This is a genomic window from Rhodococcus sp. IEGM 1306 (assembly GCF_036541985.1).
Lineage (GTDB): Bacteria > Actinomycetota > Actinomycetes > Mycobacteriales > Mycobacteriaceae > Rhodococcus_F > Rhodococcus_F qingshengii.
Map to the genome: position 1 here is coordinate 1 of NZ_JAZHFF010000018.1, position 26,389 is coordinate 26,389.

Consider the following 26,389-nt stretch of genomic DNA (forward strand, 5'->3'; position numbering starts at 1 on the left):
AACCCGGAAGCTAAGCCCTTCAGCGCCGATGGTACTGCACTCGACAGGGTGTGGGAGAGTAGGACACCGCCGAACACCCGTTAACCGAAAGGGGACCCAACATATTGGGTCCCCTTTCGTGCGTTGTATGAGAGGAATGACTGTGTCGGAGAATGGCGACGAGCGTCGGTCCTTCCGTGGGGGAGGAGCGCCTCGATCAGGTGGCCCCCGTCGTGACAACGACGGGCGTGGATCACGCGGCGCTGCAGGCGGAGACCGCCGCGGTGGTGCCGGAGACAACAACCGTGGCGGTGCTGGAAACAGTAACCGCGGCGGCGGATTCAACGGCGGACAGCGTCGCGGTGGCGAGGGTGGGTTCGCCCCTCGTGGACGCGACGGCGACCGCAACCGTCAGCAAGCACGACCTGACGAACCGGATTTGCCCGACAACGTAGAGCCCACGGAGTTGGACCCGGCCGTTCGTCGGGATCTGCTCAGCCTCGACAAGGACAACGCCAACACGGTTGCGCGTCACCTCGTCATGGCGGGCAAGCTCGTCGACGAAGATCCGGAACTCGCACTGCTCCACGCTCGCGCTGCCCGTCAGCGCGCCGGCCGAATTGCGGTCGTTCGTGAAGCTGCCGGAATCACCGCGTACCACGCCGGTGAATGGGCTGAAGCTCTCTCCGAGCTTCGTGCTGCCCGTCGAATGGCTGGCGGACCGGGTCTGATCGCTGTCATGGCCGACTGCGAACGCGGTTTGGGTCGACCCGAACGCGCGATCGAGCTCGGCCGTAGCGACGAGGCTGCCCTGCTTTCGGGCGACGAGGCGTCTGAGTTGAGGATCGTCGTCGCGGGCGCCCGCATGGATCTCGGTCAGTTCGACCAGGCAGTTGTCACACTGCAGACCAAGGATCTGGACGCAGCGCGTACCGGTGAAGCTGCGGCTCGGCTGTTCTACGCCTACGCCGATGCTCTCGTTGCAGCTGGTCGTGTCGAAGACGGACTGAAGTGGTTCCTCAACGCTGCAGCTGCTGACCTCGAGGGTGACACGGATGCTGAAGAACGGGTGGCCGAGTTGACCGGAGAAGATCAGTGACCGTGCTTCGTACTCAGTACGACGTACTTTTGCTCGATCTCGATGGCACTCTGTACGCCGGAGCTCATGCGATTCCCGGCACCCAGGCTGCTCTTGGTCAGGGCACGCAGGCTTTGTACTACGTGACCAACAATGCGAGTCGCTCGCCTTCGGCAGTGTCGGCGCATCTGACCGAACTTGGTTTCGATTCCGAAGACGATCGTGTCGTCACCAGTTCCCAGACGGCAGTGCGTCTGCTGTCGGAGCGTCTCGAACCCGGTGCCGCTGTGCTCGTCGTCGGTACCGACGCATTGGCCGACGAGGTGACGCGCGTCGGGTTGCTTCCGGTGCGAGAATTCGCGGATTCTCCGGTTGCTGTCGTTCAAGGACATTCGACGGAGACCAACTGGTCGATCCTTGCCGAGGCGTGCTTGGCGATTCGGGCCGGTGGGCTGTGGGTAGCGGCAAACCTGGACACAACACTGCCGTCGGAGCGGGGTTTGGTGCTGGGCAACGGCTCGATGGTGGCAGCTCTACGCGCTGCGACCAAGCAGGAACCGTTGGTGGCAGGTAAGCCTGCTGCACCGCTGATGGAGGACGCGCTCGCTCGCAGTGGGTGCTCGCGTCCACTGGTGGTCGGTGATCGTTTGGACACCGATATCGAAGGCGCACACGCTGTTTCGATCGACTCGTTGTTGGTTCTCACCGGTGTGAGCACGCCGGGTGACGTACTGCGGGCTCCGGTTGAGCAGCGCCCCACCTACATTGCAGCAACTCTGGATTCGCTCAATCAGCCGGCCGTCGAATCGCTGGTCGGTGCGGACTCCAAGTGGTCTGTCTCCGTGAACGGGTCGGCGCTGGTTGTCGACGGCCCGGTTGTCGGGGACGAGATGTCGCTTCTACGCGCGGTTGCGCCTGTCGCATGGGCTAATCCGTCGTTCCGGACCCTGGAAGCGTCGGATGCCGGCGTGGCGGATCTGTTTGCATCCTGGCTCGTCTGATCTCTCGCAAATGTGTTCGACTCGCGGGGGTGCGGGTGTATGCGTAACCGAGAGTCATGCACTAACGTTGTGCCCGATGAGCACGCCGACACCGCACCCCGGAAACACGAGTAACGGATCTCCGTTGCCCGGGCCACGCCCTTCCGTCGATCCGGAACGCATACGTTCTGACGTCGACGGTTTGCTGGCGCGCCTGGGCGGCATCGAACAGGATCCGAACGATCAGCACGGAGCAGGTGTGATTCCGCAGAAGGCACATATTTTGGAACAGGCACACGAGGTGCTCGTCCAGGCACTCGCCTCTGTGGACAGGGCTTGACGTGGCACGTAGAGCACGGGTGGACGCCGAACTTGTCCGTCGCGGACTCGCACGGTCACGAGATCATGCGCAAGAACTGATTTCCGCCGGGCGAGTTCTCATCTCGGGAGCCGTTGCGACCAAGCCTGCGACGGCGATCGAAGCCGGTACTCCGCTTCGGGTCGTCGAGGTGGAGCAGGAAGTTTCGTGGGCGTCGCGAGGTGCTCACAAACTGATCGGCGCACTCGACGCCTTCGGTGCCGAAGGATTGACGGTCGAAGGTCGCCGTTGCCTCGACGCCGGCGCATCCACCGGTGGGTTCACCGATGTTCTGCTGACGCGTGGTGCGAAGGAAGTTGTCGCAGTCGACGTCGGCTACGGACAACTGGTGTGGCGCCTGCAGTCCGATGACCGGGTGCACGTCATCGACCGAACCAATGTTCGTGCAATTGATGCGGAGACCATCGGCGGAACTGTCGATCTCGTTGTCGCGGACTTGTCGTTCATTTCTCTCAAACTTGTACTCGGGGCGTTTGTCGCCTGTACTGCTGACGGCGCGGACCTGGTTCCGATGGTCAAGCCTCAGTTCGAGGTGGGCAAGGACCGCGTCGGTGCCGGTGGCGTCGTACGAGATCCGGAATTGCGAATCTCGGCTGTGCTCGACGTGTCGGAGGCTGCTGCAAAGGTAGGTCTGCGGACGTTAGGTGTCGTGGCCAGCCCATTGCCCGGTCCGTCGGGAAATGTCGAGTATTTCCTGTGGCTTCGAAAGACAGGTTCGCCCGGTGATCACGAGCCGGACACCGAGGGAATTCCTTCGGTGGAGGACATGATTCGCAAGGCTGTAGAGGAAGGGCCCCAGTGAACGCGGTCACGAACGGCGAGTCGCGCGAGATCCTTCTTGTCGCACACCCTGGTCGACGTGACATCACGGAAACCGCCAAACGAGTCGGGAAGATTTTCGAACGGGCGGGAATCGGGCTGCGAGTCCTCGTCGACGAAGCAGACAGCTCGCGCATCGAAGCAATGACGGAACCCGCGGGCTTCTCTGCGCCGGGTCTCGACGTCACGGTTGTTCATCCCGGCCCTGATGCTGCCGTCGGATGCGAGTTGGTTCTGGTTCTCGGTGGTGACGGCACATTTCTGCGCGCCGCCGAACTCGCTCAAGAAGCGTCCATTCCGGTACTGGGCATCAACCTCGGACGGATCGGATTTCTGGCAGAGACCGAGGCCGAGCATCTCGACGAGGCTCTCGCACAGGTAGTTCGCAAGGAATATCGCGTCGAGTCCCGTATGACACTCGACGTCGTGATTCGGGTGGACGACGAGATCATCGACCGCGGGTGGGCGCTCAACGAGGCCAGCATCGAGAACCGTTCGCGTTTGGGAGTTCTCGAAGTTGTCCTCGAGGTCGACGGCAGACCGGTATCTGCCTTCGGTTGCGACGGTGTTCTCGTGTCCACTCCCACCGGCTCGACCGCTTATGCCTTTTCCGCAGGCGGCCCCGTCGTGTGGCCAGAACTCGAAGCATTGCTCGTCGTACCCAGCAACGCGCACGCGCTGTTCGCGCGGCCGTTGGTCACCAGCCCGAATTCGATCATCGCGGTGGAGACCGTCGCCGGTAGCCACGACGGCCTGGTCTTCTGCGACGGTCGTCGTACGTTGGAACTGCCTGCCGGCGCTCGCGTCGAGATCGTTCGCGGCGCCACTCCCGTCAAGTGGGTCCGGTTGGACTCTGCGCCCTTCGCTGATCGGATGGTTCGCAAGTTCGAGCTTCCGGTTACCGGATGGCGAGGAAGGAAGCCTTAATCGTGCTCGCAGAGATCCGTATCGACAGTCTTGGTGTGATCTCCGAGGCCAGCGCCCAGTTCCACGAGGGCCTGACCGTCCTGACCGGTGAAACCGGCGCAGGTAAAACGATGGTCGTCACCAGCTTGCACCTCCTCAGCGGAGCGCGAGCCGATGCCGGGCGGGTGCGGTTGGGCGCGTCGCGAGCCGTCGTCGAAGGACGATTCATCGCCGACGACGTCCCACCGGCCACCGAGCGTGAGATCGTCCGAATCCTGGAATCGTCCGGCGCCGAGCGCGACGAGGACGGGACCATCATCGCCGTCCGGACAGTCGGCAGCGACGGCCGCTCACGGGCTCATCTCGGCGGACGAAGCGTGCCGGCGGGAGTTCTCTCAGAATTCACGGACCCACTTCTGACTGTCCACGGGCAGAACGATCAGCTGCGATTGCTTCGTCCCGACCAGCAACGCAATGCGCTGGACCGCTTCGGGGACAAGGCAATCGGAACGCTGCTGACGAGGTACCGCAAACACCGTCGTGAATGGCTCGATGCTCGTTCGGAGTTGATCGAACGCACGTCGAAGGCTCGTGAATTGGCGCAAGAAGCAGATCAGTTGACCTTCGCGCTCAACGAAATCGACGGCGTGGCACCCGAGCCAGGCGAGGACACGGCGATCGTTGCCGAAGTTCGTCGACTCAGTGAACTCGATTCGCTCCGCTCGGCTGCGGAAGAGGCGCACGCTGCGCTCGCCGGTAGTGACGACATGGCCAGCGGCGACGTCGGGGTCATGCCGGCGCTAGACCTGATGTCCGAAGCGCGGGCGCGTATCGAGTCGGTCACCGACGCAGATCTGGACGGCCTCGGTTCCCGGTTGGCCGACGCTATTGCCGTCGTCACCGATGTTGCCGGTGACCTGAACACCTATCTGTCCGGGCTGCCCGCAGACCCGGGTGCTCTGGACTCGCTGCTGTCGCGGCAATCGGAACTGAAGACTCTGACTCGCAAGTACGCCGCCGATGTCGACGGTGTTCTCGAATGGGCAGATACCGCTCGCGCTCGTCTGTCCAAACTCGACGTGTCCTCGGATGCGTTGTCGCTGTTGGCCAAGCAGGTCGAGGAGACGGCTGGCCTCACTGCGGAAGCCGCCACAAAGCTGAGCGCCGCCAGAGTCAAGGCAGCGGCAAAGCTCGCCAAAGCCGTCAGCGCGGAACTCGCCGGTCTGGCGATGGGACGTGCGGGTCTCGAGGTGACTGTGCGCTCGCAGCCTGCCGGCCCGCAGGACTCGGCGCCGCTCAGCGTCGGGGGAGTAGACCTTCATGCCGGGTCTGCCGGCGTCGACGAGGTGGAATTCCGTCTGTCCGCGCACAGCGGGGCACCGTCACTTCCGATCAGTAAGAGCGCTTCCGGTGGCGAGCTGTCACGCGTCATGCTGGCGCTCGAGGTTGTTCTCGCTGGTAGCGACACCGGCGCGACGATGGTTTTCGACGAAGTGGACGCGGGGGTCGGTGGTCGCGCTGCTGTCGAGATCGGCCGCCGATTGGCGAAACTTGCTCGTACGCATCAGGTTATCGTCGTCACCCACCTTCCGCAGGTTGCTGCGTTTGCCGACACCCACCTCGTGGTGGACAAGGTCGACGACAAAGGCGGCGTGGTGAGCAGTGGCGTGCGGACCTTGTCGGATTCGGATCGGGTGGTCGAATTGGCCCGTATGTTGGCAGGGCTGGACGACACCGAGACCGGTCGTGCGCACGCCGAAGAACTGCTCGAGATCGCGAATGCGGCCCGCGTCACAGATTGAAGGTTCTGTGGTGTTGGTGTGACTGATGTGGTAGTTGTCGGCGCGCCTCCACCGGTCAACGCGGTTTCAGGTTCATCATCGAAGCCATGAAGATGCCCGGATTGCTCTCACGTAACACCGAATCCTTGCCTGGGATCAGTGGCATCGCCAGGGCCGATCGGAACACGGCGAAGCTTCTACGCCGCGTCGGTCCTGGAGACATCGTGATCCTCGACGAAGTCGACATCGATCGCCGGACCGCCGATGCTCTGGTGAAAGCCGGAGTCATGGCCGTGGTCAACGCGTCGCCGTCGATTTCGGGGCGGTACCCCAACCTCGGACCGGAAGTGATCGTCGCCAACGACATCGTTCTGATCGATGCCGTAGACGGTGACGTCTTCAAGAACGTCAAGGACGGCAGCAAGATCCGCCTGCACGAGGGCGAGATCTTCAACGGCGAGAAGAGCCTCGTCAAGGGCGAAGAGCAGACCGAGGCCGAGATCTCCGATCGGATGATCGAGGCCAAGACCGGCCTGGTCGATCACCTGGAAGCGTTCTCGGGTAACACCATCGAGTTCATCCGCACCGAAAGTCCTTTGCTGATCGACGGAATCGGTGTTCCGGACATCGACATCGACTTGAAGGATCGCCACGTCGTGGTCGTCTCCGACGGACCCGAACACGAGGCCGATCTGAAGAACCTCAAGCCCTTCATCAAGGAGTATTCGCCGATCCTGATCGGTGTCGGCGCAGGTGCGGACGTGTTGAGCAAGGCCGGATACCGCCCCGATCTGATCGTGGGCGACCCGGAAGAGATCACCAGTTCCACCCTCAAGTCCGGCGCGGAAGTTGTACTGCCCGCAGACCAGGACGGTCATGCGGCGGGGCTTTCCCGAATCCAGGATCTCGGTATCGGGGCGATGACGTTCCCGGCGACCTGCTCACCGACCGACCTTGCGTTGCTGCTCGCCGATCACCACGGAGCTTCACTGATCGTGACGGTCGGCAACGTGGTGTCCTTGGACGAGTTCTTCGACCGTGGGCGTCGTGAAAGCAATCCGTCGGCGTTCATGACACGGCTCAAGGTGGGACCGAAACTGGTCGACGCCAAGGCTGTGGCAACGCTGTATCGAAGTCGAGTGTCCGGCGGCGCGATCGCGCTCCTGGTGCTCGCCGCCCTGGTGGCAGTGATCGTCGCCCTGGTCGTGTCCAATGCCGGTAGTGAAGTTCTCGACTGGGCAATCGCAACGTGGAACAGCTTCGCGCTGTGGGTTCAGGGGCTCTTCAAGTGATTTCGATGCGTCAACATGCAATTTCCATAGCGGCAATCTTCCTGGCACTCGCGATCGGCGTGGTGCTCGGTTCCGGAATGCTGTCCAGTGGATTGCTTTCGGGTCTGCGCGACGACAAGGCGGACCTGCAGAACGAGATCGAAGACCTCAATCAACAGTCCAATCAGCTTCAGCAGCAACTCAATTCCGCGGACGGCTTCGATGCCGCTGTCGGCGGTCGCGTCGTGCGTGACAGTCTCGCTGGTCGCACCGTCGTCGTCATCACGGCACCGGACGCGGATCCCAGTGATCTCGACGGTGTCAACCGACTCGTCACTGCCGCCGGCGGTGCCGTGACCGGACGCGTCTCGCTCACCGATTCGTTTGTCGACGCCACCGGTGGTGACCGCTTGCGGACCGTCGTCACCAATGTCATCCCTGCGGGGATCACCCTCAAGACCGGTGCGGTCGATCAGGGCAGTCTCGCGGGTGATCTGCTCGGTTCGGTTCTGCTTCTCAACGGGCAGAACAGCGAGCCGCAGAGCACTCCGGACGAGATGAATCTCGCGCTCGACTCGCTGCGTAGCGCCGGTTTCATCAGCTACGACGACGGAGCGGTCAAGCCGGCTCAACTCGCCGTGGTTCTCACCGGCGACAACAAGAGTGAATCCGACGCAGCCACGGGTAACCGCGGCGCCGTCATCGCCCGGTTCGCCGGTGCTCTCGACGGACGCGGCGCAGGAACGATTCTCGCGGGCCGGCCTGGCTCGGCCGAGGGCAGTGGTCCGGTTGCCGTCGCACGTGCGGACGCGGCGCTCTCAGCGGGCTTGACGACCATCGACAACATCGACCGGGAATCGGGCAAGATCACCACGCCGTTGGCGCTGCAGGAACAGTTGAACGGCGGCGCCGGCCGCTACGGCACGGGACCGGGAGCGGCGGCGGTCACCGTCGGCGCACCCACCAACTGAACACCCCGGTATTGATACGCCGGTCACATCGGGGGCGGAAAGTCGGCGCGTTGTAGGCACCGACCCCCGATAGGTGTTACCGTGAAATCCCGTGGGTCGGCAGGCCCCAGCATGCTTCATCAGACCAAGCCCTGCACAGTCGTCACGGGAGCCCCTTTGCCACAGTCACGCACTAACACGCGTACCGCCACCAAGCACATCTTCGTCAGCGGAGGTGTAGCTTCCTCGCTCGGCAAAGGTTTGACCGCCTCGAGCCTGGGACAGTTGTTGACCGCGCGGGGAATGCGCGTGACCATGCAGAAGCTCGATCCCTATCTCAATGTGGATCCGGGCACCATGAACCCCTTCCAGCATGGCGAGGTCTTCGTCACCGAAGACGGTGCCGAGACCGACCTCGACGTCGGACACTACGAGCGGTTCCTCGACCGTGACCTCTCCGGCCAGGCGAACGTCACCACCGGCCAGGTGTACTCGACGGTCATCGCCAAGGAACGCCGCGGCGAGTACCTCGGCGACACCGTTCAGGTCATCCCGCACATCACCGACGAGATCAAGCGTCGCATCCTCGAGATGAGCGGTCCGGATCTGCAGGGACACCGCCCGGACGTCGTGATCACCGAAATCGGTGGCACCGTCGGCGACATCGAATCGCAGCCCTTCCTCGAAGCCGCTCGCCAGGTCCGCCACGACGTCGGCCGCGACAACGTCTTCTTCCTGCACGTCTCCCTCGTGCCGTACCTCGGCCCCTCCGGAGAGCTCAAGACCAAGCCCACGCAGCACTCGGTTGCGTCGTTGCGCAGCATCGGCATTCAGCCCGACGCGCTGATCCTTCGTTGCGATCGTGACGTTCCGCAGGGCCTCAAGAACAAGATCGCCCTGATGTGCGACGTGGACGTCGACGCCTGCATCTCGACGCCCGACGCTCCCTCGATCTACGACATCCCGAAGGTTCTGCACCGTGAGGGCCTCGACGCCTACGTCGTTCGCCAGCTCGGTCTCCCGTTCCGCGACGTCGACTGGACCGTGTGGGGCAACCTCCTCGATCGTGTTCACCAGCCGCGTGAGACGGTGCGCGTCGCATTGGTCGGCAAGTACGTCGACCTGCCCGACGCATACCTCTCCGTCACCGAGGCACTCCGCGCCGGTGGATTCGCGAACCGGTCCAAGGTCGAGATCTCCTGGGTACCGTCGGACGCCTGTGAGACCGAAGCCGGAGCGCAGGCCGCTCTCGGTGACGTCGACGGTGTTCTGATCCCCGGTGGCTTCGGCATCCGCGGCATCGAAGGCAAGCTCGGCGCGATCCGTTTCGCACGTTCGCGCAAGCTGCCGCTGCTGGGTCTGTGCCTGGGTCTGCAGTGCGTCGTCATCGAAGCTGCTCGTAGCGTCGGCCTCGACGATGCCAACTCGGCCGAGTTCGAGCCGGACACCAAGCATCCGGTCATCTCGACGATGGCTGATCAGGAAGACGTCATCGCCGGTGACGCCGACCTCGGTGGCACCATGCGTCTGGGTGCTTACCCGGCCGTGCTGACCAAGGGTTCCGTCGTCGCTCAGGCCTACGGAACCGAGGACGTCTCCGAGCGTCACCGTCACCGCTACGAGGTCAACAACACCTACCGCGATCGGATTGCCAAGTCCGGCTTGCAGTTCAGCGGAACCTCACCGGACGGTCATCTGGTCGAGTTCGTCGAGTACCCGCGTGAGCAGCATCCGTTCTTCGTTGCCACCCAGGCACACCCGGAGCTCAAGAGCCGCCCGACTCGCCCGCATCCGCTGTTCGCCGCCTTCGTCGAAGCAGCGTTGACGTACAAGCTCGAAGAGCGCCTGCCCGTCGACGTCCACGGTGACGAGAAGATCGACACCGCCGCCACCGAGACGGCGCTCGACGCTGCAGTCGAGAACATTGAAAAGGTCTAGCCACACATGAGCGATCCCGGTCGGCACGAATTCGACACCCTCGGCTCCAAGACGGTCTACACCGGCGCGATCATCGCGTTGCGCGTCGACACCGTTGCGATGCCTGGTGGTCAGCGTGCCGATCGGGAAGTCGTCGAGCATCACGGCGCCGTTGCCGTCGTGGCACTGGACGAGCACGACAACCTGGTGCTGATTCACCAGTACCGTCACCCGCTCGGGCACCGGTTGTGGGAAATTCCTGCCGGTCTGCTCGACGCTCCGGGGGAGAGCCCGGTCGAGGCTGCAGCGCGCGAGCTGGGCGAAGAAACCGGACTCGGCGCCGACCGATGGTCGGTGCTGGTCGATGTCGCTCTCTCACCCGGGTTCACGGACGAGGCGGTTCGCGTCTTCCTCGCCGAGGGGCTGCACGAGGTGGAGCGCGACGATCCCGAACACGAAGAAGCCGATCTCGAGATTTCGCGGGTTCCGCTCGCCGACGCCGTCGACATGGCGCTACGCGGCGACATCGTCAATGCCACAGCGGTATCAGGCATTCTCGCGATCGCCACCGCACGCGCGACGGGAAAGCCGCTACGCCCCGCCGACGCACCGTGGCCCGATCGTCCTCGCGCATTCGGAGAACGCAAGTCGCGAGCCTGAAGTGCTTGCCCGACAGGTGGACTCGTATCTCGACCATCTAGCGGTCGAGCGAGGATCTGCGCGCAATACTCTACTTTCCTATCGCCGCGACCTGAATCGGTACGCGGAGTACCTGCACGGACGCGGCATCGACGACGTCGCGGGCGTGACGGAGAACGACGTCACCGAATTCGTGACACATCTGCGCCTGGGTGACAAAGATTCCGGCGTCGTACCATTGGCGGCCAGTTCGGCAGCACGCACCCTGATCGCGGTTCGCGGATTCCACAAGTTTTCCGCCGCCGAAGGTCTGGTCAGCGTCGACGTGGCCCGAACGGTCAAGCCGCCGACGCCCGGACGCAAGCTGCCCAAGGCCCTGCCTCTCGACGACGTGATCGCCCTGCTCGACGCTTCGGGTGGCGGTGCGGCCGGTGACGGGCCCCGCGACCTGCGGGATCGCGCTCTGCTCGAGCTCCTGTACTCGACCGGAGCGCGAATCACCGAGGCGATCGATCTGGACGTCGACGACATCGATACCGAAACTCGTTCCGTGCTGCTCAAGGGCAAGGGCGGCAAGCAGCGGATCGTCCCCGTCGGCAGGCCGGCGATCGCCGCCGTCGACGCGTATCTCGTCCGCGGGCGCCCCAGCCTGGCGACGCGCGGTGTTCCTGCCCTCTTTCTCAACGCTCGCGGTGGACGCCTCTCTCGTCAGAGTGCATGGCAGATTCTTCAGGACGCGGCGGCGTCCGCCGGGATCAAGGCGGACGTCTCACCCCATACGCTCAGGCACTCGTTTGCCACACACCTGCTCGACGGCGGCGCGGACGTACGCGTCGTGCAGGAACTTCTCGGTCACGCTTCGGTAACCACGACGCAGATCTACACACTGGTCACCGTCACCGCGTTGCGCGAAGTGTGGGCTCAGGCACACCCGCGTGCCCGTTAGGGGTTGGTTGGCTCATGCGTGTCTGCGAGACCATTCGGTGATGTAAGCGGTAGCGTTCAAGGAGCGCGAGCGGCCTCCACCGCAGTTTCGGGGGTTTGCCGGCGCCGAGAGCAACCGCCGAAAGAGTAGGGGAGCATCGGACCGTGTCGACATCGCAGCCACCAGCGGCGGAGTCCGCGCCGCCGCATGTCAATGCCCAACTCTTCGAGCGCGTGAACGAATCAGCACCAGCTGTACCCTCCGAACCAGAGGCGATGTTCGAAATAGATACGACGCCAGTAGCCTCTCCACCTGCGGAAACCCTCACCGTTTCCGCGGAAGAACTCGGCCCGACAGGTCGACCGGTCCGCGAGGTACCCCAACCGACACCGTTGGCGCACCACGGACCCGCGATGATCATCGCGATGTGCAACCAGAAGGGCGGCGTCGGCAAGACGACGTCGACCATCAACCTGGGTGCGTCGTTGGCCGAATACGGTCGCCGAGTGCTCCTGGTGGATCTCGATCCCCAAGGCGCGTTGTCTGCTGGACTGGGCGTCCAGCATCACGACCTGGAACTGACCGTCCATAACCTTCTGGTCGAACCGCGTGTGTCCATCGACGATGTGTTGATGCGAACTCGGGTCGACGGCCTCGACCTGCTGCCCAGCAACATCGACCTTTCGGCCGCCGAGATCCAATTGGTCACCGAGGTCGGACGTGAGCAGACCTTGGGACGCGTGTTGCACCCTGTTCTCGATCGGTACGACTACGTGCTCATCGACTGCCAGCCGTCGCTTGGCCTGCTCACGGTGAATGCACTGGCCTGCGCCGATTCGGTCATCATTCCGATGGAATGCGAGTACTTCAGCCTGCGCGGCTTGGCACTCCTCAACGACACCGTCGAAAAGGTGCACGATCGTCTCAATCCCAAGCTCGAGTTGGCCGGTATCGTCGTCACGATGTTCGACGCCCGGACTCTGCACGCTCGTGAGGTGATGGCGCGAGTCGTCGAGGTGTTCGGCGACGTCGTCTACGACACGGTGATCAACCGCACCGTCCGATTCCCCGAAACCAGCGTCGCCGGTGAGCCGATCACGACGTGGGCGCCGAAATCGGCTGGGGCCGAGGCATATCGAGCATTGGCCCGCGAGGTCATTCACCGGTCTGGTCGTTAGTGGAACTGATTGCATCGCAAGAAGATTCGGTCGAAGTCGAGCCGGATTCGATCGACCCGAACGTGCCGACCGACGCTCAGACCGCAGCCAAGGCTGCCGGTTTCCGAGTCACTCTCCGGAACTTCGAAGGCCCGTTCGATCTGCTGTTGAACCTGATCAATCAACGACAGCTCGATGTCACCGAAGTCGCCCTGCACACCGTCACTGACGATTTCATCGCATACACCAAGGAACTTGGCAGTGCGATGGGCCTCGATCAGACAACAGAGTTTCTGGTCGTCGCAGCTACGCTTCTGGACCTGAAAGCGGCCAGGCTGTTGCCCGCCGGGCAGGTCGAGGACGCGGAGGATCTGGCGCTACTCGAAGCCCGCGACCTTCTCTTCGCGCGACTGCTGCAGTACCGGGCGTACAAACAAGTTGCGGCGCTGTTCGGTGAGTTGGAGGAAGCAGCGCTGCGGCGCTATCCGCGCTCGGTTGCCGTCGAGGATCAGTTCACCGAACTCCTGCCCGAGGTGTTGTTGGGCGTCGACCCTCAGCGTTTTGCGGAGATCGCGGCGACTGTGTTCACACCACGTCCGGTGCCGACGGTGGGCCTCGATCACCTCCATGTGTCCAATATCTCGATACCCGAGCAGGCCGAGCGAATTCTCGAGTTGCTGCGCGAGCGAGGCATAGGGGAGTGGACACCCTTCGGGGACCTCGTTGCCGAGTGTGAGATCACCGTCGAGATAGTCGCAAGATTTCTCGCGTTGCTCGAGTTGTATCGCCGGCAGGTCATTGTGTTCGAGCAACCCGAAGCACTCGGACCGCTGATGGTGAGTTGGACCGGAGACGACCCGGCCGCGCCGGTCACAGAGGAGGACTACGGATGAACGCCGAGCTGACGGAACCAGAGTCTTCGCAGCTAGACGAGATGATCGAGCCTACCGAACACGCCTCGGAGTCCGAAGATTCCGCCCCCGATTTCGAACTCGACGACGATCAACTCGACGCAGTGCTGGAGTCGCTTCTGCTTGTCGTGGATTCGCCGGCCGAAGTGAACCAACTCGCATCTGTCACCGGAACCGCGCCGGAACGAGTCGAAGAACGCCTGACGTCGATGTCAGCCGCATTGACCGCTCGCGGCAGCGGAATGGACCTTCGCTACGCGGGCGACGGATGGCGTCTGTACACGCGACAAGAGTTTGCCCCGTACGTGGAAAAGCTGCTATTGGACGGCGCACGCACCAAATTGACCAGGGCGGCATTGGAAACTTTGGCCGTAGTCGCATACCGTCAACCGTTGACTCGTGCGCGGATCAGTGCGGTACGAGGCGTCAACGTGGACGGGGTGGTACGCACCCTCCTTGCCCGCGGACTGATCGCGGAAGCCGGGCCTGACCCGGACACCAACGCGACACGGTACTCCACGACCGAACTGTTCCTCGAACGGCTCGGCCTGGCCTCGCTCAGCGAGCTCCCGGAGTTGGCCCCGCTCTTGCCTGATGTCGATCTCATCGACGACATCAGCGAAAGCCTGGAATCCGATCCGCGATTTGCGAGAATGAACAAGGCAGACGTGCCCGCTGACGTAGTGGACACCGAAGTCGACGACTGACCGGAATTCCGGCGCTCGTCAGCACCGAGAAAGACCCGACCACGCTCGGGAAACAGTAGAAAACTGACAGGAAAAAAGTGAACAATCCCGCTCGCCGAGATGGCACACCGGACCGTAACAACTCCCGCGACAACCGCGGCGCACGCAGCGATGCCCCCCGTGGTGGTCGCAGCGACGCCCCCCGCGGCGCACGTAGCGAAGCGCCCCGTGGTGGACGCAGCAACACTTCCCGCAGTACCTCTGGATACGACCGCAACGCCGGATCCGACCGTCCCCGCACGGACGACCGTCGCGGTGGATTCAACGATGACCGTCGCCCGCCGCGCAGCGACGACCGTCGCCCCGCACGTACGGACGACCGTCGTAGTGGCTACAACGACGATCGGCGCGGCCCGCGCACGGACGATCGCCGCGGACCCCGCAGCGATGACCGCCGTACCCCCCACGTCGACGCCCGTCGCGCACCGCGTGGCGGCGCTGACCGTCGTAGTGACGATCAGCGCGGCGCACGCCCCGACGCTCCTCGTGGCGGCGCATGGTCGAACGCACCTCGTGGATCCAAGTTCGACGGACCTCCGCGCAAGCGCCCGGCAGCTCCCACACCGCCGGCGACCAACAAGCGTGGCAAGCCGAAGACCGAGAAGCCGCAGCGTGTCGTCTCTCAGAACCCGTTGGTCTCCAACGCCAAGCCGGCGCGTCACCAGCATGCCGAGATCACCAAGCACGACGGCCCGCCGAAGGGCGACGGCGTCCGCTTGCAGAAGGTGCTGGCTCAGGCCGGCGTCGCATCACGCCGTGCAGCTGAAGAGCTGATCGACCAGGGTCGCGTCGAGGTCGACGGCCGCATCGTGGTCGAACAGGGTCTGCGTGTCGACCCCGAGAACGCAGTGGTTCGTGTCGACGGCGTCCGCGTCGTCGTGCAGAAGGACCTCGTCTACCTCGCGATGAACAAGCCGCGTGGCTGGCAGTGCACCATGTCCGACGATCTCGGTCGTCCGTGCGTCGGCGACATCGTCTCCGAGCGCGTTCAGTCGGGCCAGCGGCTCTTCCACGTCGGCCGTCTCGACGCCGACACCGAAGGCTTGCTTCTCTTCACCAACGACGGCGATCTGGCTCACCGCCTGATGCACCCGTCGTTCGAGGTTCCGAAGACGTACCTCGCCACGGTTCACGGCGTTGTCGAGCGCAGCACCGGCAAGCAGTTGCGCGACGGCGTCACCCTCGACGACGGTCCGGCCAAGGTGGACGCGTTCACCGTGCTCGAGATCAACGAGGGCAAGACGCTCGTCAAGCTCGTTCTGCACGAGGGCCGCAAGCACATCGTGCGTCGCCTCCTCGATGCCGTCGGTCACCCCGTTGTCCGTCTGGTTCGCACCAACGTCGGAGTTGTCGCCCTCGGCGATCAGCGTCCGGGAACGCAGCGCGTCCTCGGACGTAGCGAGGTCGGTGGACTGTACGAGGCGGTCGGCCTGTGACCGATTCGTCCATGCCGCTGGTAGTCGCTATGGACGGACCGTCCGGAACCGGCAAGTCCAGCGTCTCTCGCGCGTTGGCGCAGCGTTTGGGCGCTCGCTACCTCGACACCGGAGCCATCTACCGGATCGCGACCCTGCACGTGCTGCGTCAGGGAATCGATCTGGCGGATTCCGCCGCGATCACGGCCGCCGTTGCGGCGTTGCCGTGGTCCATCGGTACCGATCCGAGCAGCGAGCAGGTGCATCTCGACGGCGCGGACGTCAGTGAGGAGATCCGCGGCGACGCGGTCACCAAGGCTGTCTCCGCGGTCTCGGCTGTGCCCGAGGTTCGCGACCTGCTGGTCGCCACTCAGCGTGAGCTGGCGGCGGGTGCGGAGCGGATCGTCGTGGAAGGTCGCGACATCGGAACCGTCGTACTCCCCGATGCAGACGTCAAGATCTTCTTGACCGCATCGGCGGAAACCCGTGCGGCACGGCGCAATACGCAGAACATCGGCCAAGGCCGTGAAGACAATTACGAAGCGGTGCTGGCTGATGTGCAGCGCCGTGACCATCTCGATTCGACTCGGGCAGTGTCGCCGTTGCGCCCTGCCGACGACTCCATTCTGGTGGATACGAGCGAATTGGGAATTGAAGATGTGATCGCCAAGTTGCTGTTGGTGGTCAGCGACAGAACTGGAGCAGTGCAGTGAGCGACGATCTGGTAACCGAATATGCCGGTGACGGAACTTGGTCCGAGGAATCGGAGTGGGATTACGCCGATCTCGAAGCGGACGGCGAAGGCGAAGCGCACATTGCCGTCCCGACCTTGGCTGTTGTCGGTCGACCGAACGTCGGCAAGTCGACGCTCGTCAACCGCATCATCGGCCGTCGTGAAGCGGTAGTCGAGGACATCCCCGGCGTTACCCGTGACCGTGTCTCGTACGAGGCGAACTGGGCCGGACGACGCTTCCTCGTCCAGGACACCGGCGGATGGGAGCCCGACGCAAAGGGTCTTCAGCAGGCCGTTGCCCGGCAGGCCGAGTTGGCCATGGGAACGGCTGATGCCATTCTCCTGGTCGTCGACGCTGTTGTCGGCGCTACGGCGACGGACGAAGCTGTGGCTCGCGTGCTTCGCCGCTCGAAGACTCCGGTCATCCTCGTTGCCAACAAGGTAGACGACGGACGCACCGAGTCCGAGGTTGCAGCGCTGTGGTCGTTGGGCCTCGGTCAGCCGTACTCCGTGAGTGCGACCCACGGCCGCGGCACCGGCGACCTGCTCGACGAGGTTCTCGAGAAGCTGCCGGAAACCCCGCGTGAAGGTATCCCCGGCGGCGGTCCGCGTCGTGTTGCTCTCGTCGGAAAGCCGAATGTCGGAAAGTCCAGCTTGCTCAACAAGCTGTCCGGTGACGAGCGGTCCGTCGTGCACAATGTTGCCGGCACCACCGTCGACCCCGTCGACTCCATCGTCGAACTCGGCGGGCGCCCTTGGCGTTTCGTCGACACGGCTGGTCTGCGCAAGCGTGTCAGCCATGCCAGCGGTGCCGAGTTCTATGCGTCGCTGCGTACGAAGAGCGCGATCGAGGCCGCTGAGGTCGCGATCCTGCTCATCGACGCACACGAGCCGATCACCGAGCAGGACCTGCGTGTTCTGAGCATGGTGGCCGACACGGGACGTGCATTGGTGATCGCATTCAACAAGTGGGACCTCGTGGACGAGGACCGTCGACTCATGCTGGACAAGGAAGTGGACCGCGATCTGGTCCGCGTTCCGTGGGCTCAGCGAGTCAACATCTCCGCCCACACCGGTCGCGCCGTGGCGAAGCTCGTGCCGGCTCTCGACACGGCTCTGGAGTCCTGGGACAAGCGCATCCCCACGGGTCGCCTGAACACCTGGCTCAAGGAAGTTGTGGCAGCAACGCCGCCTCCGATGCGTGGTGGTCGCCTTCCTCGCATCATGTTCGCGACGCAGGCAAGCACACGCCCGCCGACATTCGTTCTCTTCACCACGGGCTTCCTCGAGGCCGGCTACCGCCGCTTCATCGAGCGGCGTCTGCGTGAAGAGTTCAACTTCGACGGCAGCCCGATCCGCGTATCCGTCCGAGTGCGCGAGAAGCGTGACCGTAAGGGCCGCTGATTCTGCGTCCAATTCGGTACTGAAACGGCTCTGACCAGCCGATTGGTACTTCGGCCCGTCCCTGATGTAATCTTTCCAAGCGCCCGAAACAAGGGCGTGGGACGGGCTGTGGCGCAGCTTGGTAGCGCACTTGACTGGGGGTCAGGTGAGTTAGAGCGGCGGGACTGTCCGAAAGCTAAACAACGGGATGTGGCGCAGCTTGGTAGCGCACTTGACTGGGGGTCAAGGGGTCGCAGGTTCAAATCCTGTCATCCCGACAAAAAGCCCTGGTGAGAAGCAATTTTCACCAGGGCTTCGTCGTTTCTGAGGGTGGTCACTGGCTGGTCCACTTCCCTCATTTGCCTGTGCTGCTCGTTCGCGCATTGGTCCACTTCCATTCAGTGACTTCGGCTGTGGAGTGCACCAAAAGGTGCCCGAGAGGTGCACCAAATCGCGGGCGCGACGGTGCTCCGGCCCCCTTCTGGGAGGGTCGGAGCGTGGTTCCATTCGTGGTCACAGACGGGGTCCGTCGCGGCGGCTCGCATCCTTCCTCGTGGGGGTCTTGGAGAGGAACTGGTTGGCCTGCCTGGCAGCTTCGGCGAGGTGGCGGTGGTCGGGGTGCAGATACCCCTTGGTCGTCTCGATCGACTGATGCCCGAGGATCTCTTGGAGGACATGCAGGGCGATGCCGGCGTCGGCCATCCAGGTCGCTCCGGTGTGCCGGAGCCCATGCCGGGTGAGGCCGGTGAGGTTGAGGCCCGCGACGAGGTCATCCCAGCGGGTGGCGTCTCTGACGGTGGCGGTGGTGAGGACGCCTCCGCGTGGCCCGCGTAAGAGCGGGTCGTCGTCTTTCTTGTCGGTGGTGAGGCGTTCGAGGACGGGTTCGAGTGCGTCGAGCATCGGCACCGGGCGATCGCGCCGGCCTTTGGTCTGTTTGATGACGAGGCCGCCTTTGCCGGGATAGTGCTGGCGTCTGATCCACACGATGTGGTTCTCCCAGTCCACATCCCCGACCCGCAGCCCTGCGACCTCTGAACCCCTGGCGGCCAGGAGCGCGGCGAGCATGACGTGATCGGAATACGACTGATGCACCTCCCCGCACTCAGTCGCGAGCTTCCGCAGCGTCGCCAAATCCGGAAGCGCGTACTGTCGTAGCGCGCCGGTGGTCTGGGTGACGTGTTTGCCGAGGTTACGGCGTGCGCGGTGCTTGGCGGGGTTGATGGAGATGATGTCGTCGCGCACCGCTTCATCAAGCACCCGGACGAGTGGGGCGATGGAGTTCTTGATCGTCGAGGCCGAGTGCTCGGCCTCCCACGTGTCGATGGTGCGGTCGATCATCCCCGCGGTGATCTTCGCAACCCGAACGTGCCCGAGCGCTGGCAACACCCGCAGTCGCAGTCCGGTGTCGTAGAGCTCGGCGGTGGAGGTCGGGTCCAGGCCTCGCTGCCACCGATCCCCGATGGAAGTGGCGTAGTCGGTGAGGGTGATGGTGGTGTCCGCACCGGTTTCGGTCGCTGCCCGCATCTGATCGTAGAACTCCTCGACCTCCTCGTGGCTGCGGACGTGGGCGACGCGGCCGACGCGCTTATGCGTGGAAGGGTCGGTCCATCGCACGCGGGCACGGAATCCGTCGGTGCGGCGTTCGACATCGGTGGTGAGCTTCACCCCGACTGGCGGCATCCGCCTGTTGCGAGGGTCAGCCATGATCGTTCTCCTGCTCGGTGACCCAGGCGCGCACTGTGGCTGGGGTGTAGCGAGAGACGCCGCCGACGCGCAGGAACGGCGGCCCGATCTTTTCCCGTCGCCAGCGCGAGAGGGTGGCTTGGGAGACGTTCAAGAACTCCGCGACATCCCGCGCACACCACAACGTCTCGACCGGACCCGCACCGTGGTCAACGACGGTCGGGGCGTTCATCGTCGAGACTCGCGTAGAAGGCGTCTTCGGCCGCCTGCCGTTGGGCAAGATCGGCTTCAACGAAGGCATCGAAGTCTTCGGCCCGATCGGCGATCACGATGTCATCTACCGTCGGTGCAGGGGCTTCGCCGGGCCAGGTGGTCTGCCGGGTGGGGCGGTCGCGATCCAGTCGGGTGCTGCTCGCGGCGACCCAGTCGCGGAGTCGCTGCCGGGTGTCGGCGAAGTCGCGATGCCACCCGTTGGGTGCGGATCCGTTCTGATCGGGGTCGTAGGCGCACAGCCAGTGCAGGTGCAGCGCGGACAGTTCCCACAACAGCTCGGGGTGTCGGTACCAGAACGGCGGCACCACACTCGCGGGCAGGCCGTATGTGCGTCGGAGCCAGTTCACCCACCGGTCGAGTTCGAGCCACTCGGCCCCGGCCTCATCTGCGGTGAGTAGGTTCCAGTTCACCGGATGCGGTGGCCCCGGCAGTGAGTCCGGATCAGACAACGCCGGCCGCTTCCCCGTCTCCTCCGCGTCGTGGAGTGCGGGTTCGGGCTCGGGTTCGTCGAACTCCGGGGCGTCCTCAGCAACGATGGTGCTCATGGCTTTCCCTCCTCACAGTCCAGGTACGGGAGGTGCCTGCGTGCTGGGCCGGTCCGGTGCCTGGAACTCTGGGGCCGGCCTTGTCGGTGCCTCCCGTGCAGGGCCGTCCTGGTCGAGGGAAGGCGTGTTGCGAGGCGTGCGGTCGACGTCGTAGCGGGTGCGGGCGAGATCGTGGCCGATCTTCTTCGCGACGAACTGCTCGGTCTGTACCTGCTCACCGTCACGAGTGGCCTCGTACTCACGCACGTACCCCTCGGCGATGAAGTTGTCGCCCTTCCTGAACCGCTCGTGCGCCCGCGCCGCGGTGGCCCGGAACATCACCAGGTCGTGGAACGTGGACTCCAACTGCGTGAAGCTGCCATCGAGGTTCCGGTCGAAGTGTTCCTGCCCGAACCGGGCATAGAACCTCGCCTGCCCCTTGTCGTTGAAACCGAGCTGCGGGGTCGAGGCGATGAACCCCGAAATCGACTGCTGGGTATGAATATCCATTGCACTGCTCCTTCACGATCACCAGACCCCGCTGCGGGGTCATCCGTGAAAGTCAGGTGCACTACAACGACACAGCAACCCTCACGAGTCGGCGGGGCGTTGCAAGAGGGCTTCGAGTTCGGTGCGGTCGGTCTTCAACTGCCCGGCATCGCTACGGTTTGGCCAGGCGCGCAGGTCGGTGACGATCGGTGGTGCGGCGCGCAGTAGAGTGACGCCGGTGCCGAACGGCAGGGTTCTGATCCGGTCGGGTGGCAGGATCGGCACCCGCCGCACCGAGCGCTGGTTTGACCTGGTGCCGTGGTCGCCGAGAGTCACCGAATCGGTGTACTCGTCGCGTTCGCCGATCAGGGTGGAGAGGTCTTGGAGGTCTTTCGAGTTCGACGCCCCGCCGAGAATGATCTTCACGATCGAGGCATCCCAGATCGCCCCAGCCTGATTCTCCGACCACTTATCCCGCGCCTGCGCAAGCGACTGCAACACCGGCATCGTCGTGATCCCCGTACCGCCTCCCTCCGCCATGAGCGTCGGCAGAGACGGCAAGGGGGCCAGGTTGCCGATCTCGTCCAGTGCGAGCAGCAGGGGTGGGTCGAGGCGTGCGCCGGGTGAGCGCGCGGCGATGCGACGGGCGGTTTCGACGAGGTCTTCCACGAACGCCGCCACCAACGCAGCCGACGCCCCTGCGCCCGCGCCGGTGGCAAGGAGGTAGAGCGTTCCACGGTTCCGGATGAACGCCTCCGGATCGAACGACTCACCCTCGGCGGGTGAGACGGCATCAAGCACCCTCGGATCGGCAAGCGCCCCCAGCGCGAGGGCGACGCCCTGCCAGATGGAGTCACGGGTACGAGGGTCGGAGTCGATCATCGCCCCCAACGAATCCGCCCACCCCGCAGCCGCATTCGGATGATTCGTCAGGATCGCGGCCGCATCCGCAGCCGCCGACGGATCAAGCGTCCAACGGAACAGCTCGGCAGGCTGCCGATGATCCAACGCTGCCGCGTGGAGCAGAGCTTGGAGTGCTGTTCTGGTTTTGCCTTCCCAGAACCCACCGGATTCGACCCCACCAGCGGAGAGCCCGGTGGCGGAGGCGAGACCGGTCGCGCGGATCATCGCCGTCAGCGGGTCTTCACACCCCCGAACCGGCGACCACCGCAACCCCGCAGGGAGTCCTTCGGCGAGATGCTGCGGATCGAACACCGCAACCGGACGACCGTCACGTCGGCGGGCACGCAACGTCGCAGTGAGGTTGTCCGGCCGCGTGCTCGTGGTGACCACCGCGCCGGGCGCGTCCAAGACGGCGTTGATCACGACGTGCAGGCCTTTGCCGGAGCGGGGCGGCCCAATGAGCAGGATGGAGTCTTCAACTGACGCCCACACCTGTTTGCCGCGTGAGGTTCCGAGTAGATAACCCACATCCTCCGGTGACGGGGCATCCAGTGACGGGCGCAACGAGGCTGCCCGCCGCAGCAGCGCCTTCGGTGAGGCTGCCTGGGTGACTTCGTGCGTGGTGGCGACCCCGGCCAGGTGGCGCGGGTCGGTCTCGACCTTGTGGCTGTGGCGGCGCCATTTCATCCAGCACCACCCCAACCCGACCGTCACCAACGCGAGGAGCAAGGTTGTGACGATCCAATAGACGACCGGGTTCAGCCCCTCGGCTCCGAGCGCTGTACCGGGGTCGCCGGGGCTGAACAGCACACCCAGCCCACCGGCCGGCCCCGAGGTGGGTTGAGCCGTGCCGGTGAGGAACGCGGCGACCGACCCGGCACCGCGGAGGACGAGGCCGAGGGCGAAGACACTGATGAGGGCGATGAGGGCGGCGTTGGTGAGTTCGTCACCCATCGAGCCGGACTGCCGCTCGTTCACGACAACGCCTCGATATGGGTGGTGCCCGAGATCCGACCCAGCAGCAGCACATCGCGCCGCCCACCGTGTGCGGGTGGGAGCTGGTTGAGATCCAGCAACGCACGGGCTCGCCCGTTGGTGGCGTCGGTGTGGGAGACGATGATCGCCACGGCCACGTCCTCACCGGCAAGGAACCCGTCAGCGGTGACCTCGACCAGCGCCGGCCCCTTCTTCTTTCGGGCAGGCCGTGCGGGTTCTTGGGCTGGTTCGGGCTCGGCAGGACGGGTGCGGGTGCGGGGTTGGATGAGGTCGGTGAATACCGATCCGTCGACTTCTCGGACTTCGATCCGAACCCCGATGCTGCGGTTCTCGGTGACCGCATCGAGCAGGTCGGCGAAGGTGCCGCGCGTCCACTCACCCCTGGCTGGTGGCGGGTACTCGGCGCCGTCGACGGTCACGTCGAGCACACCGGTTTCGGTGACTGCGACGCGGACGTGCGGGAGGACAGCCTGTATGTCTTCGGCGATCGTCTTTGCTGCGGGGCGGGCTCTCATGCGCGCTAGGTGCGCCGCGACGCCGATGGGAAACTGGTGACATGGGTTCACGGGCGGATGACCGGCGGCGCTTCGCCGAGGAGTCCATGCCGCGTATCGCCGCTACTGCCGAGGACGAGGGATTCAGCCAGCAGGCGTCTTCTGGTGAGCGCAGGTGGGAATGGGTGAAGCCGACATCACCGACCGTGCGGGCGGCGGTTCTGTTGTCGGAGATGACGCCGAGGAACGTCCGTGATGGCGTGGATGTTCAGGCTTACGGGGCGATCTATCTCGATCAGGTGGAGCAGCGGCTGCATGAGGACGGGCAACGGCACCCGGACGCGGCGACGCTGATGGCTCCGCTGCGGGCTTGGGGATCAACCTTCACCCGTGATGGCGCCTACCGGTTCCGGCGGAGCGCCGATCCGGAGTCCAGGGTGGAGGAGCTGGCCGGGGATCTGAGATCGTTCGCAGCTTTCGCCACCGCGATCCGTGACGTGACGGATCTGAGCGAGGCTCGCTTGGCGCGCTCACGCATCCGCAGGCACGTCACCGCGGGCTTGGCACCCGGCTACGCGGCCCCTCAGGTCGCCTCGCTCATCGCCGAGATGAACACCAACACCGAAACCGGCGTCGAACCGTAGGCGTCATGGACCGGGAAGTTCCCGCGAGAACCGTCAATATTCACGCGAACTTCTAGACGTTCTGCTTGAGCCGCAAGCTTGTGTCGAAGAGCGAATATTCAGCAGGGTGCAGTTGGTGTTGAGTGACGAAAGACCGGTCTTTGATCCGCCACAGCCCCTGCCCGACACCTAATCCGGGTAGGAGTTTCTGCTCGGTGCCAGTGAGCCCGAGTGCGGATGCGGTGGCTCCGAGCTGGTCGGATTCTTGCCGGTAGACGATCCGGGTTTCCGCGTTCGCGAGCAGGGAGTTGGCGAGGGATCGCATGGCGGAGCCTTGGTCGCCGACGTTGTCCAGGTCGGTCAACTTGTGAAAGATCAGCATGTTCGCGATCCCGTAATGCCTCGCGAGACGCCAATGCGCATCCATCCGCTTCAAGAGTGCGGGGTGGCTCATGAGGCGCCATGCTTCGTCGTAGATCACCCACCGCTGCCCACCGTTCGGGTCGAGCAAGGCGGATTCCATCCACGCGCTGGAGCACGTCATCAGCACCGAGATCAGGGTGCTGTTTTCGGTGACGCGGGAGAGGTCAAGGGAGATCATCGGCAGTGACGGATCAAACCTGACGGTGGATGGTCCGTCGAAGAGTCCGGCGAGGTCGCCGGCCACGAGGCGCCGCAGTGCGTGCCCGACCAGTCGGCCGTCTTCGGCGAGGCGTCTGTCGGTGTCGTCGGTGGGGTTCAGGACGTGGTCGACGACCATCGGCAGGATCGGCACATCGTTCTCCCGCACCGCAGCCGTCAACGCCAGATCGATCGCAGTGTGCTCCAACGGCGTCAGCCCACGCGCGAGCACCGTCTCCGCGAGAGCGCCGATGAGATCCCGGCGGCGCGATGCGACGGTCGCGGCCCATTGCTCATCCGACAGCCCTGATGGTCGGTGCCCTTCATCGAGGGGATTGAGGCGGGTGTTGAGGCCGTGGCCAAGGACAATCGCCCGCCCACCGACCGCCTCAGCGACGGCCGTGTGCTCGCCCTTCGGATCACCGGGAACGTAGACTCGCCGCCCGAACGGAAGCGATCGCGTGTAGAGCGACTTCGCCAGGCTCGATTTCCCGCTACCGACTATGCCGGCGAGGACGACGTTCGGGGCGGTGATGACCCCGCGTGCGTAGAGCACCCAGGGGTCGTAAACGAAGCTCCCGCCGGAGTAGAGGTCCTGGCCGACGAAGACACCGTCAGAGCCGAGCCCGCCTTCGGCGACAAACGGATACGCCCCGGCGAGGGTCGCGGACGTGTCTTGGTGGCGGGGCAACTTGAACCTGCCCGGCGTCCGCAAGGTTGCGGCCCCTGGTTCTCCGGCAGCGGGCAGGTAGGTGGTCGCGCGACGTTCCGCGCGCTCGGCTTCTGCTTTCGCGACCGCGACCGCCTTCTCCGTCTTGCGTTGTTCGGCGGTGATCCGCGCGGCGGCCTGCCTGCGCTGTTTGCGGAGCTTGCGGCGTTCGGATGCGGGTGCGACGAGGACGGAGGTGTGCAGGCGCTCGGGCTCAGAGTTCATCGTCCGAGCCCCCGCCCCGCATGCTGCGCCGGGCGAGGCGTAGCCGCGAACCAGTCCTTACCCGCAACCGCGGGTGTCTTCCGGGTAGTGGCGGAGGCGACGGTATCCGTGCTGGGGGCGGCTCTGCCGGCTCCTTCACCCAGGCCGACCGCAGCAACCGCCGGTGCGGGCGCGGGCTCGGCGAGAGCGAAATCGGCCGGAGCATCGTAAGCGCGGAGTAGGGAGACGTGGCTGAGGAATGGATTGTAGGTCAACGTGTAGTTGCCCTCGGTGGTGGTGCGGTCGAGGTTCCCGACCGGTGGGGTGTCGTAGACGTACCCGTTGGTAAGGGCAGCATCGGTGGTCTCTTCCCCGTAATCCCACTGACTCAGGTGCTCGATCCCGGCGGTCGTGCCGTCACGCTGAATGAGATCGAGTACCCGGTCAGCTTCCTCACCATCGAAGAACACAACGCTGACCCACCGCCGCGCGGTTTCGGGGTCGGGGCGCCAGGCGATCCGGCCCGCTGCGTTCATGGCCGCATCGAGCCGGTCATGTGCGGCATCGATCAGGGTCGCGGCCTGATGCAGCTCATCCGCCGCAGCCAGCGCATCCTTCGCACCAATCGCGGCGTCACCTTGGTCGTCGAACGCGCGGGGTTGGCCGGTGACATGAGCGGCGGCGAGCTGGTCGAGTACCTGCCGCAGCGACCGGACACCTGCGAGGAGATCCCCGAGCACCGGATACATCTGCGCCGGCTGGTCAATACGGATTGTCGCGTGCGCAAGACCCCGCAGCGCTTCGGATGCTTCGGCAGCATCGGTTCTCGGATCGGTGAAAGTGGGCATGAGAGTCCTCCCTGACGATGGATGTCGCCAGCCAGGTGCGTCAGCTATTCCAT

26 protein-coding genes, 1 tRNA gene and 1 rRNA gene are annotated in these 26,389 nt (G+C 64.6%); 20 read left to right on the top strand and 8 right to left on the bottom strand.

From position 1 onward, the window contains the following. The 19 genes from rrf to V3587_RS28900 form a co-directional block, all read left to right on the top strand. Positions 1–75: ribosomal RNA gene (rrf, locus tag V3587_RS30745) — 5S ribosomal RNA — on the top strand; the annotation flags it as partial. Between the two features lie 61 nt (positions 76–136). Further along, positions 137–1,078: a hypothetical protein gene (locus tag V3587_RS28815; RefSeq protein WP_162114861.1), complete on the top strand. Its 942-nt coding sequence runs from the start codon at positions 137–139 to the stop codon at positions 1,076–1,078. After that, complete coding sequence (locus V3587_RS28820; RefSeq protein ID WP_162114860.1) at positions 1,075–2,058, top strand: HAD-IIA family hydrolase; 984 nt, start codon at positions 1,075–1,077, stop codon at positions 2,056–2,058. Before V3587_RS28815 ends, V3587_RS28820 begins: the two co-directional genes overlap by 4 nt. A 76-nt stretch (positions 2,059–2,134) precedes the next feature. Next, entirely contained in the window at positions 2,135–2,377 is a 243-nt protein-coding gene (locus tag V3587_RS28825) for a hypothetical protein (RefSeq protein WP_003946140.1), read from the top strand. A gap of 1 nt (position 2,378) precedes the next feature. After that, positions 2,379–3,218 carry a TlyA family RNA methyltransferase gene (locus V3587_RS28830; RefSeq protein ID WP_003946142.1) on the top strand — a complete coding sequence of 280 codons (840 nt, stop codon included), beginning with the start codon at positions 2,379–2,381 and terminating at the stop codon, positions 3,216–3,218. After that, complete coding sequence (locus V3587_RS28835; protein WP_003946132.1) at positions 3,215–4,162, top strand: NAD kinase; 948 nt, start codon at positions 3,215–3,217, stop codon at positions 4,160–4,162. Before V3587_RS28830 ends, V3587_RS28835 begins: the two co-directional genes overlap by 4 nt. A 2-nt stretch (positions 4,163–4,164) precedes the next feature. After that, positions 4,165–5,943 (top strand): DNA repair protein RecN, encoded by a 1,779-nt coding sequence (gene recN, locus V3587_RS28840; protein ID WP_283377585.1) that lies wholly within the window; start codon positions 4,165–4,167, stop codon positions 5,941–5,943. 86 nt (positions 5,944–6,029) lie between these two features. Continuing rightward, positions 6,030–7,214, top strand: coding sequence for a putative cytokinetic ring protein SteA (gene steA, locus V3587_RS28845; RefSeq protein ID WP_007731902.1), 1,185 nt, complete (start codon positions 6,030–6,032; stop codon positions 7,212–7,214). Further along, the gene (locus tag V3587_RS28850) at positions 7,211–8,164 is read left to right on the top strand and encodes a copper transporter (protein WP_019748590.1); all 954 of its coding nucleotides are present in this window, start codon (positions 7,211–7,213) and stop codon (positions 8,162–8,164) included. The genes steA and V3587_RS28850 overlap by 4 nt, the downstream gene beginning before the upstream one ends. A 156-nt stretch (positions 8,165–8,320) precedes the next feature. Then, entirely contained in the window at positions 8,321–10,081 is a 1,761-nt protein-coding gene (locus V3587_RS28855; RefSeq protein WP_193604740.1) for a CTP synthase, read from the top strand. Between the two features lie 6 nt (positions 10,082–10,087). Further along, positions 10,088–10,720 (top strand): NUDIX domain-containing protein, encoded by a 633-nt coding sequence (locus V3587_RS28860; protein ID WP_047270484.1) that lies wholly within the window; start codon positions 10,088–10,090, stop codon positions 10,718–10,720. Between the two features lies 1 nt (position 10,721). Further along, positions 10,722–11,645, top strand: a complete 924-nt coding sequence (xerD, locus tag V3587_RS28865) for a site-specific tyrosine recombinase XerD (RefSeq protein WP_007731892.1) — start codon at positions 10,722–10,724, stop codon at positions 11,643–11,645. A 143-nt stretch (positions 11,646–11,788) separates the two neighbouring features. After that, positions 11,789–12,802, top strand: a complete 1,014-nt coding sequence (locus tag V3587_RS28870; RefSeq protein WP_003946138.1) for a ParA family protein — start codon at positions 11,789–11,791, stop codon at positions 12,800–12,802. Positions 12,803–12,852: 50 nt separating this feature from the next. Beyond that, positions 12,853–13,674: a segregation and condensation protein A gene (locus V3587_RS28875; RefSeq protein ID WP_046379919.1), complete on the top strand. Its 822-nt coding sequence runs from the start codon at positions 12,853–12,855 to the stop codon at positions 13,672–13,674. A 41-nt stretch (positions 13,675–13,715) separates the two neighbouring features. Then, positions 13,716–14,399 carry an SMC-Scp complex subunit ScpB gene (gene scpB / locus V3587_RS28880; RefSeq protein WP_037127047.1) on the top strand — a complete coding sequence of 228 codons (684 nt, stop codon included), beginning with the start codon at positions 13,716–13,718 and terminating at the stop codon, positions 14,397–14,399. A 77-nt stretch (positions 14,400–14,476) separates the two neighbouring features. After that, a complete protein-coding gene (locus V3587_RS28885; protein ID WP_209908736.1) occupies positions 14,477–15,874 on the top strand; it encodes a pseudouridine synthase in 1,398 nt (465 codons plus the stop codon). Positions 15,875–15,885: 11 nt separating this feature from the next. Further along, a complete protein-coding gene (gene cmk, locus V3587_RS28890) occupies positions 15,886–16,566 on the top strand; it encodes a (d)CMP kinase (protein ID WP_170320421.1) in 681 nt (226 codons plus the stop codon). Next, the gene (gene der, locus V3587_RS28895) at positions 16,563–17,990 is read left to right on the top strand and encodes a ribosome biogenesis GTPase Der (RefSeq protein WP_003946199.1); all 1,428 of its coding nucleotides are present in this window, start codon (positions 16,563–16,565) and stop codon (positions 17,988–17,990) included. The genes cmk and der overlap by 4 nt, the downstream gene beginning before the upstream one ends. A 183-nt stretch (positions 17,991–18,173) precedes the next feature. Then, positions 18,174–18,247: transfer RNA gene (locus V3587_RS28900), tRNA-Pro, on the top strand. 235 nt (positions 18,248–18,482) lie between these two features. Here V3587_RS28900 and V3587_RS28905 read toward each other — a convergent pair. The 6 genes from V3587_RS28905 to V3587_RS28930 all read right to left on the bottom strand — a co-directional run bounded on the left by V3587_RS28905 (position 18,483) and on the right by V3587_RS28930 (position 23,352). Next, complete coding sequence (locus V3587_RS28905; protein WP_045247670.1) at positions 18,483–19,673, bottom strand: tyrosine-type recombinase/integrase; 1,191 nt, start codon at positions 19,671–19,673, stop codon at positions 18,483–18,485. Continuing rightward, a complete protein-coding gene (locus tag V3587_RS28910; RefSeq protein WP_045247671.1) occupies positions 19,666–19,884 on the bottom strand; it encodes a helix-turn-helix domain-containing protein in 219 nt (72 codons plus the stop codon). The genes V3587_RS28905 and V3587_RS28910 overlap by 8 nt, the downstream gene beginning before the upstream one ends. Continuing rightward, positions 19,862–20,470 (bottom strand): hypothetical protein, encoded by a 609-nt coding sequence (locus tag V3587_RS28915; RefSeq protein WP_045247672.1) that lies wholly within the window; start codon positions 20,468–20,470, stop codon positions 19,862–19,864. The genes V3587_RS28910 and V3587_RS28915 overlap by 23 nt, the downstream gene beginning before the upstream one ends. 12 nt (positions 20,471–20,482) lie before the next feature. Then, positions 20,483–20,959, bottom strand: coding sequence for a single-stranded DNA-binding protein (locus tag V3587_RS28920; RefSeq protein WP_045247673.1), 477 nt, complete (start codon positions 20,957–20,959; stop codon positions 20,483–20,485). Positions 20,960–21,040: 81 nt separating this feature from the next. Then, positions 21,041–22,819: a type IV secretory system conjugative DNA transfer family protein gene (locus tag V3587_RS28925; protein WP_045247674.1), complete on the bottom strand. Its 1,779-nt coding sequence runs from the start codon at positions 22,817–22,819 to the stop codon at positions 21,041–21,043. After that, positions 22,816–23,352, bottom strand: a complete 537-nt coding sequence (locus V3587_RS28930; protein ID WP_045247675.1) for a hypothetical protein — start codon at positions 23,350–23,352, stop codon at positions 22,816–22,818. The genes V3587_RS28925 and V3587_RS28930 overlap by 4 nt, the downstream gene beginning before the upstream one ends. Positions 23,353–23,393: 41 nt before the next feature. Between V3587_RS28930 and V3587_RS28935 the strand changes: the two genes are divergently transcribed. Beyond that, positions 23,394–23,975: a hypothetical protein gene (locus tag V3587_RS28935; RefSeq protein WP_045247676.1), complete on the top strand. Its 582-nt coding sequence runs from the start codon at positions 23,394–23,396 to the stop codon at positions 23,973–23,975. A gap of 52 nt (positions 23,976–24,027) precedes the next feature. Here the strand turns inward: V3587_RS28935 and V3587_RS28940 are convergent, their stop codons facing one another. Together V3587_RS28940 and V3587_RS28945 are read right to left on the bottom strand one after the other, a co-directional pair. Beyond that, complete coding sequence (locus V3587_RS28940) at positions 24,028–25,509, bottom strand: ATP-binding protein (protein ID WP_045247677.1); 1,482 nt, start codon at positions 25,507–25,509, stop codon at positions 24,028–24,030. Further along, on the bottom strand, positions 25,506–26,336 hold the full coding sequence (locus V3587_RS28945) for a hypothetical protein (protein ID WP_045247678.1): 831 nt from the start codon (positions 26,334–26,336) through the stop codon (positions 25,506–25,508). The genes V3587_RS28940 and V3587_RS28945 overlap by 4 nt, the downstream gene beginning before the upstream one ends. Positions 26,337–26,389 lie beyond the last annotated feature (53 nt).

Coding starts and splice junctions, on each gene's coding strand:
- cmk (WP_170320421.1), top strand. CDS start 15,886: ATGCCGCTGGTAGTCGCTATGGACGGACCGTCCGGAACCGGCAAGTCC.
- V3587_RS28920 (WP_045247673.1), bottom strand. CDS start 20,959: ATGGATATTCATACCCAGCAGTCGATTTCGGGGTTCATCGCCTCGACC.
- V3587_RS28945 (WP_045247678.1), bottom strand. CDS start 26,336: ATGCCCACTTTCACCGATCCGAGAACCGATGCTGCCGAAGCATCCGAA.
- V3587_RS28915 (WP_045247672.1), bottom strand. CDS start 20,470: ATGAGCACCATCGTTGCTGAGGACGCCCCGGAGTTCGACGAACCCGAG.
- V3587_RS28815 (WP_162114861.1), top strand. CDS start 137: ATGACTGTGTCGGAGAATGGCGACGAGCGTCGGTCCTTCCGTGGGGGA.
- V3587_RS28935 (WP_045247676.1), top strand. CDS start 23,394: ATGGGTTCACGGGCGGATGACCGGCGGCGCTTCGCCGAGGAGTCCATG.
- V3587_RS28860 (WP_047270484.1), top strand. CDS start 10,088: ATGAGCGATCCCGGTCGGCACGAATTCGACACCCTCGGCTCCAAGACG.
- scpB (WP_037127047.1), top strand. CDS start 13,716: ATGATCGAGCCTACCGAACACGCCTCGGAGTCCGAAGATTCCGCCCCC.
- V3587_RS28905 (WP_045247670.1), bottom strand. CDS start 19,673: ATGGCTGACCCTCGCAACAGGCGGATGCCGCCAGTCGGGGTGAAGCTC.
- V3587_RS28940 (WP_045247677.1), bottom strand. CDS start 25,509: ATGAACTCTGAGCCCGAGCGCCTGCACACCTCCGTCCTCGTCGCACCC.
- V3587_RS28930 (WP_045247675.1), bottom strand. CDS start 23,352: ATGAGAGCCCGCCCCGCAGCAAAGACGATCGCCGAAGACATACAGGCT.
- V3587_RS28910 (WP_045247671.1), bottom strand. CDS start 19,884: ATGAACGCCCCGACCGTCGTTGACCACGGTGCGGGTCCGGTCGAGACG.
- V3587_RS28825 (WP_003946140.1), top strand. CDS start 2,135: ATGAGCACGCCGACACCGCACCCCGGAAACACGAGTAACGGATCTCCG.
- steA (WP_007731902.1), top strand. CDS start 6,030: ATGAAGATGCCCGGATTGCTCTCACGTAACACCGAATCCTTGCCTGGG.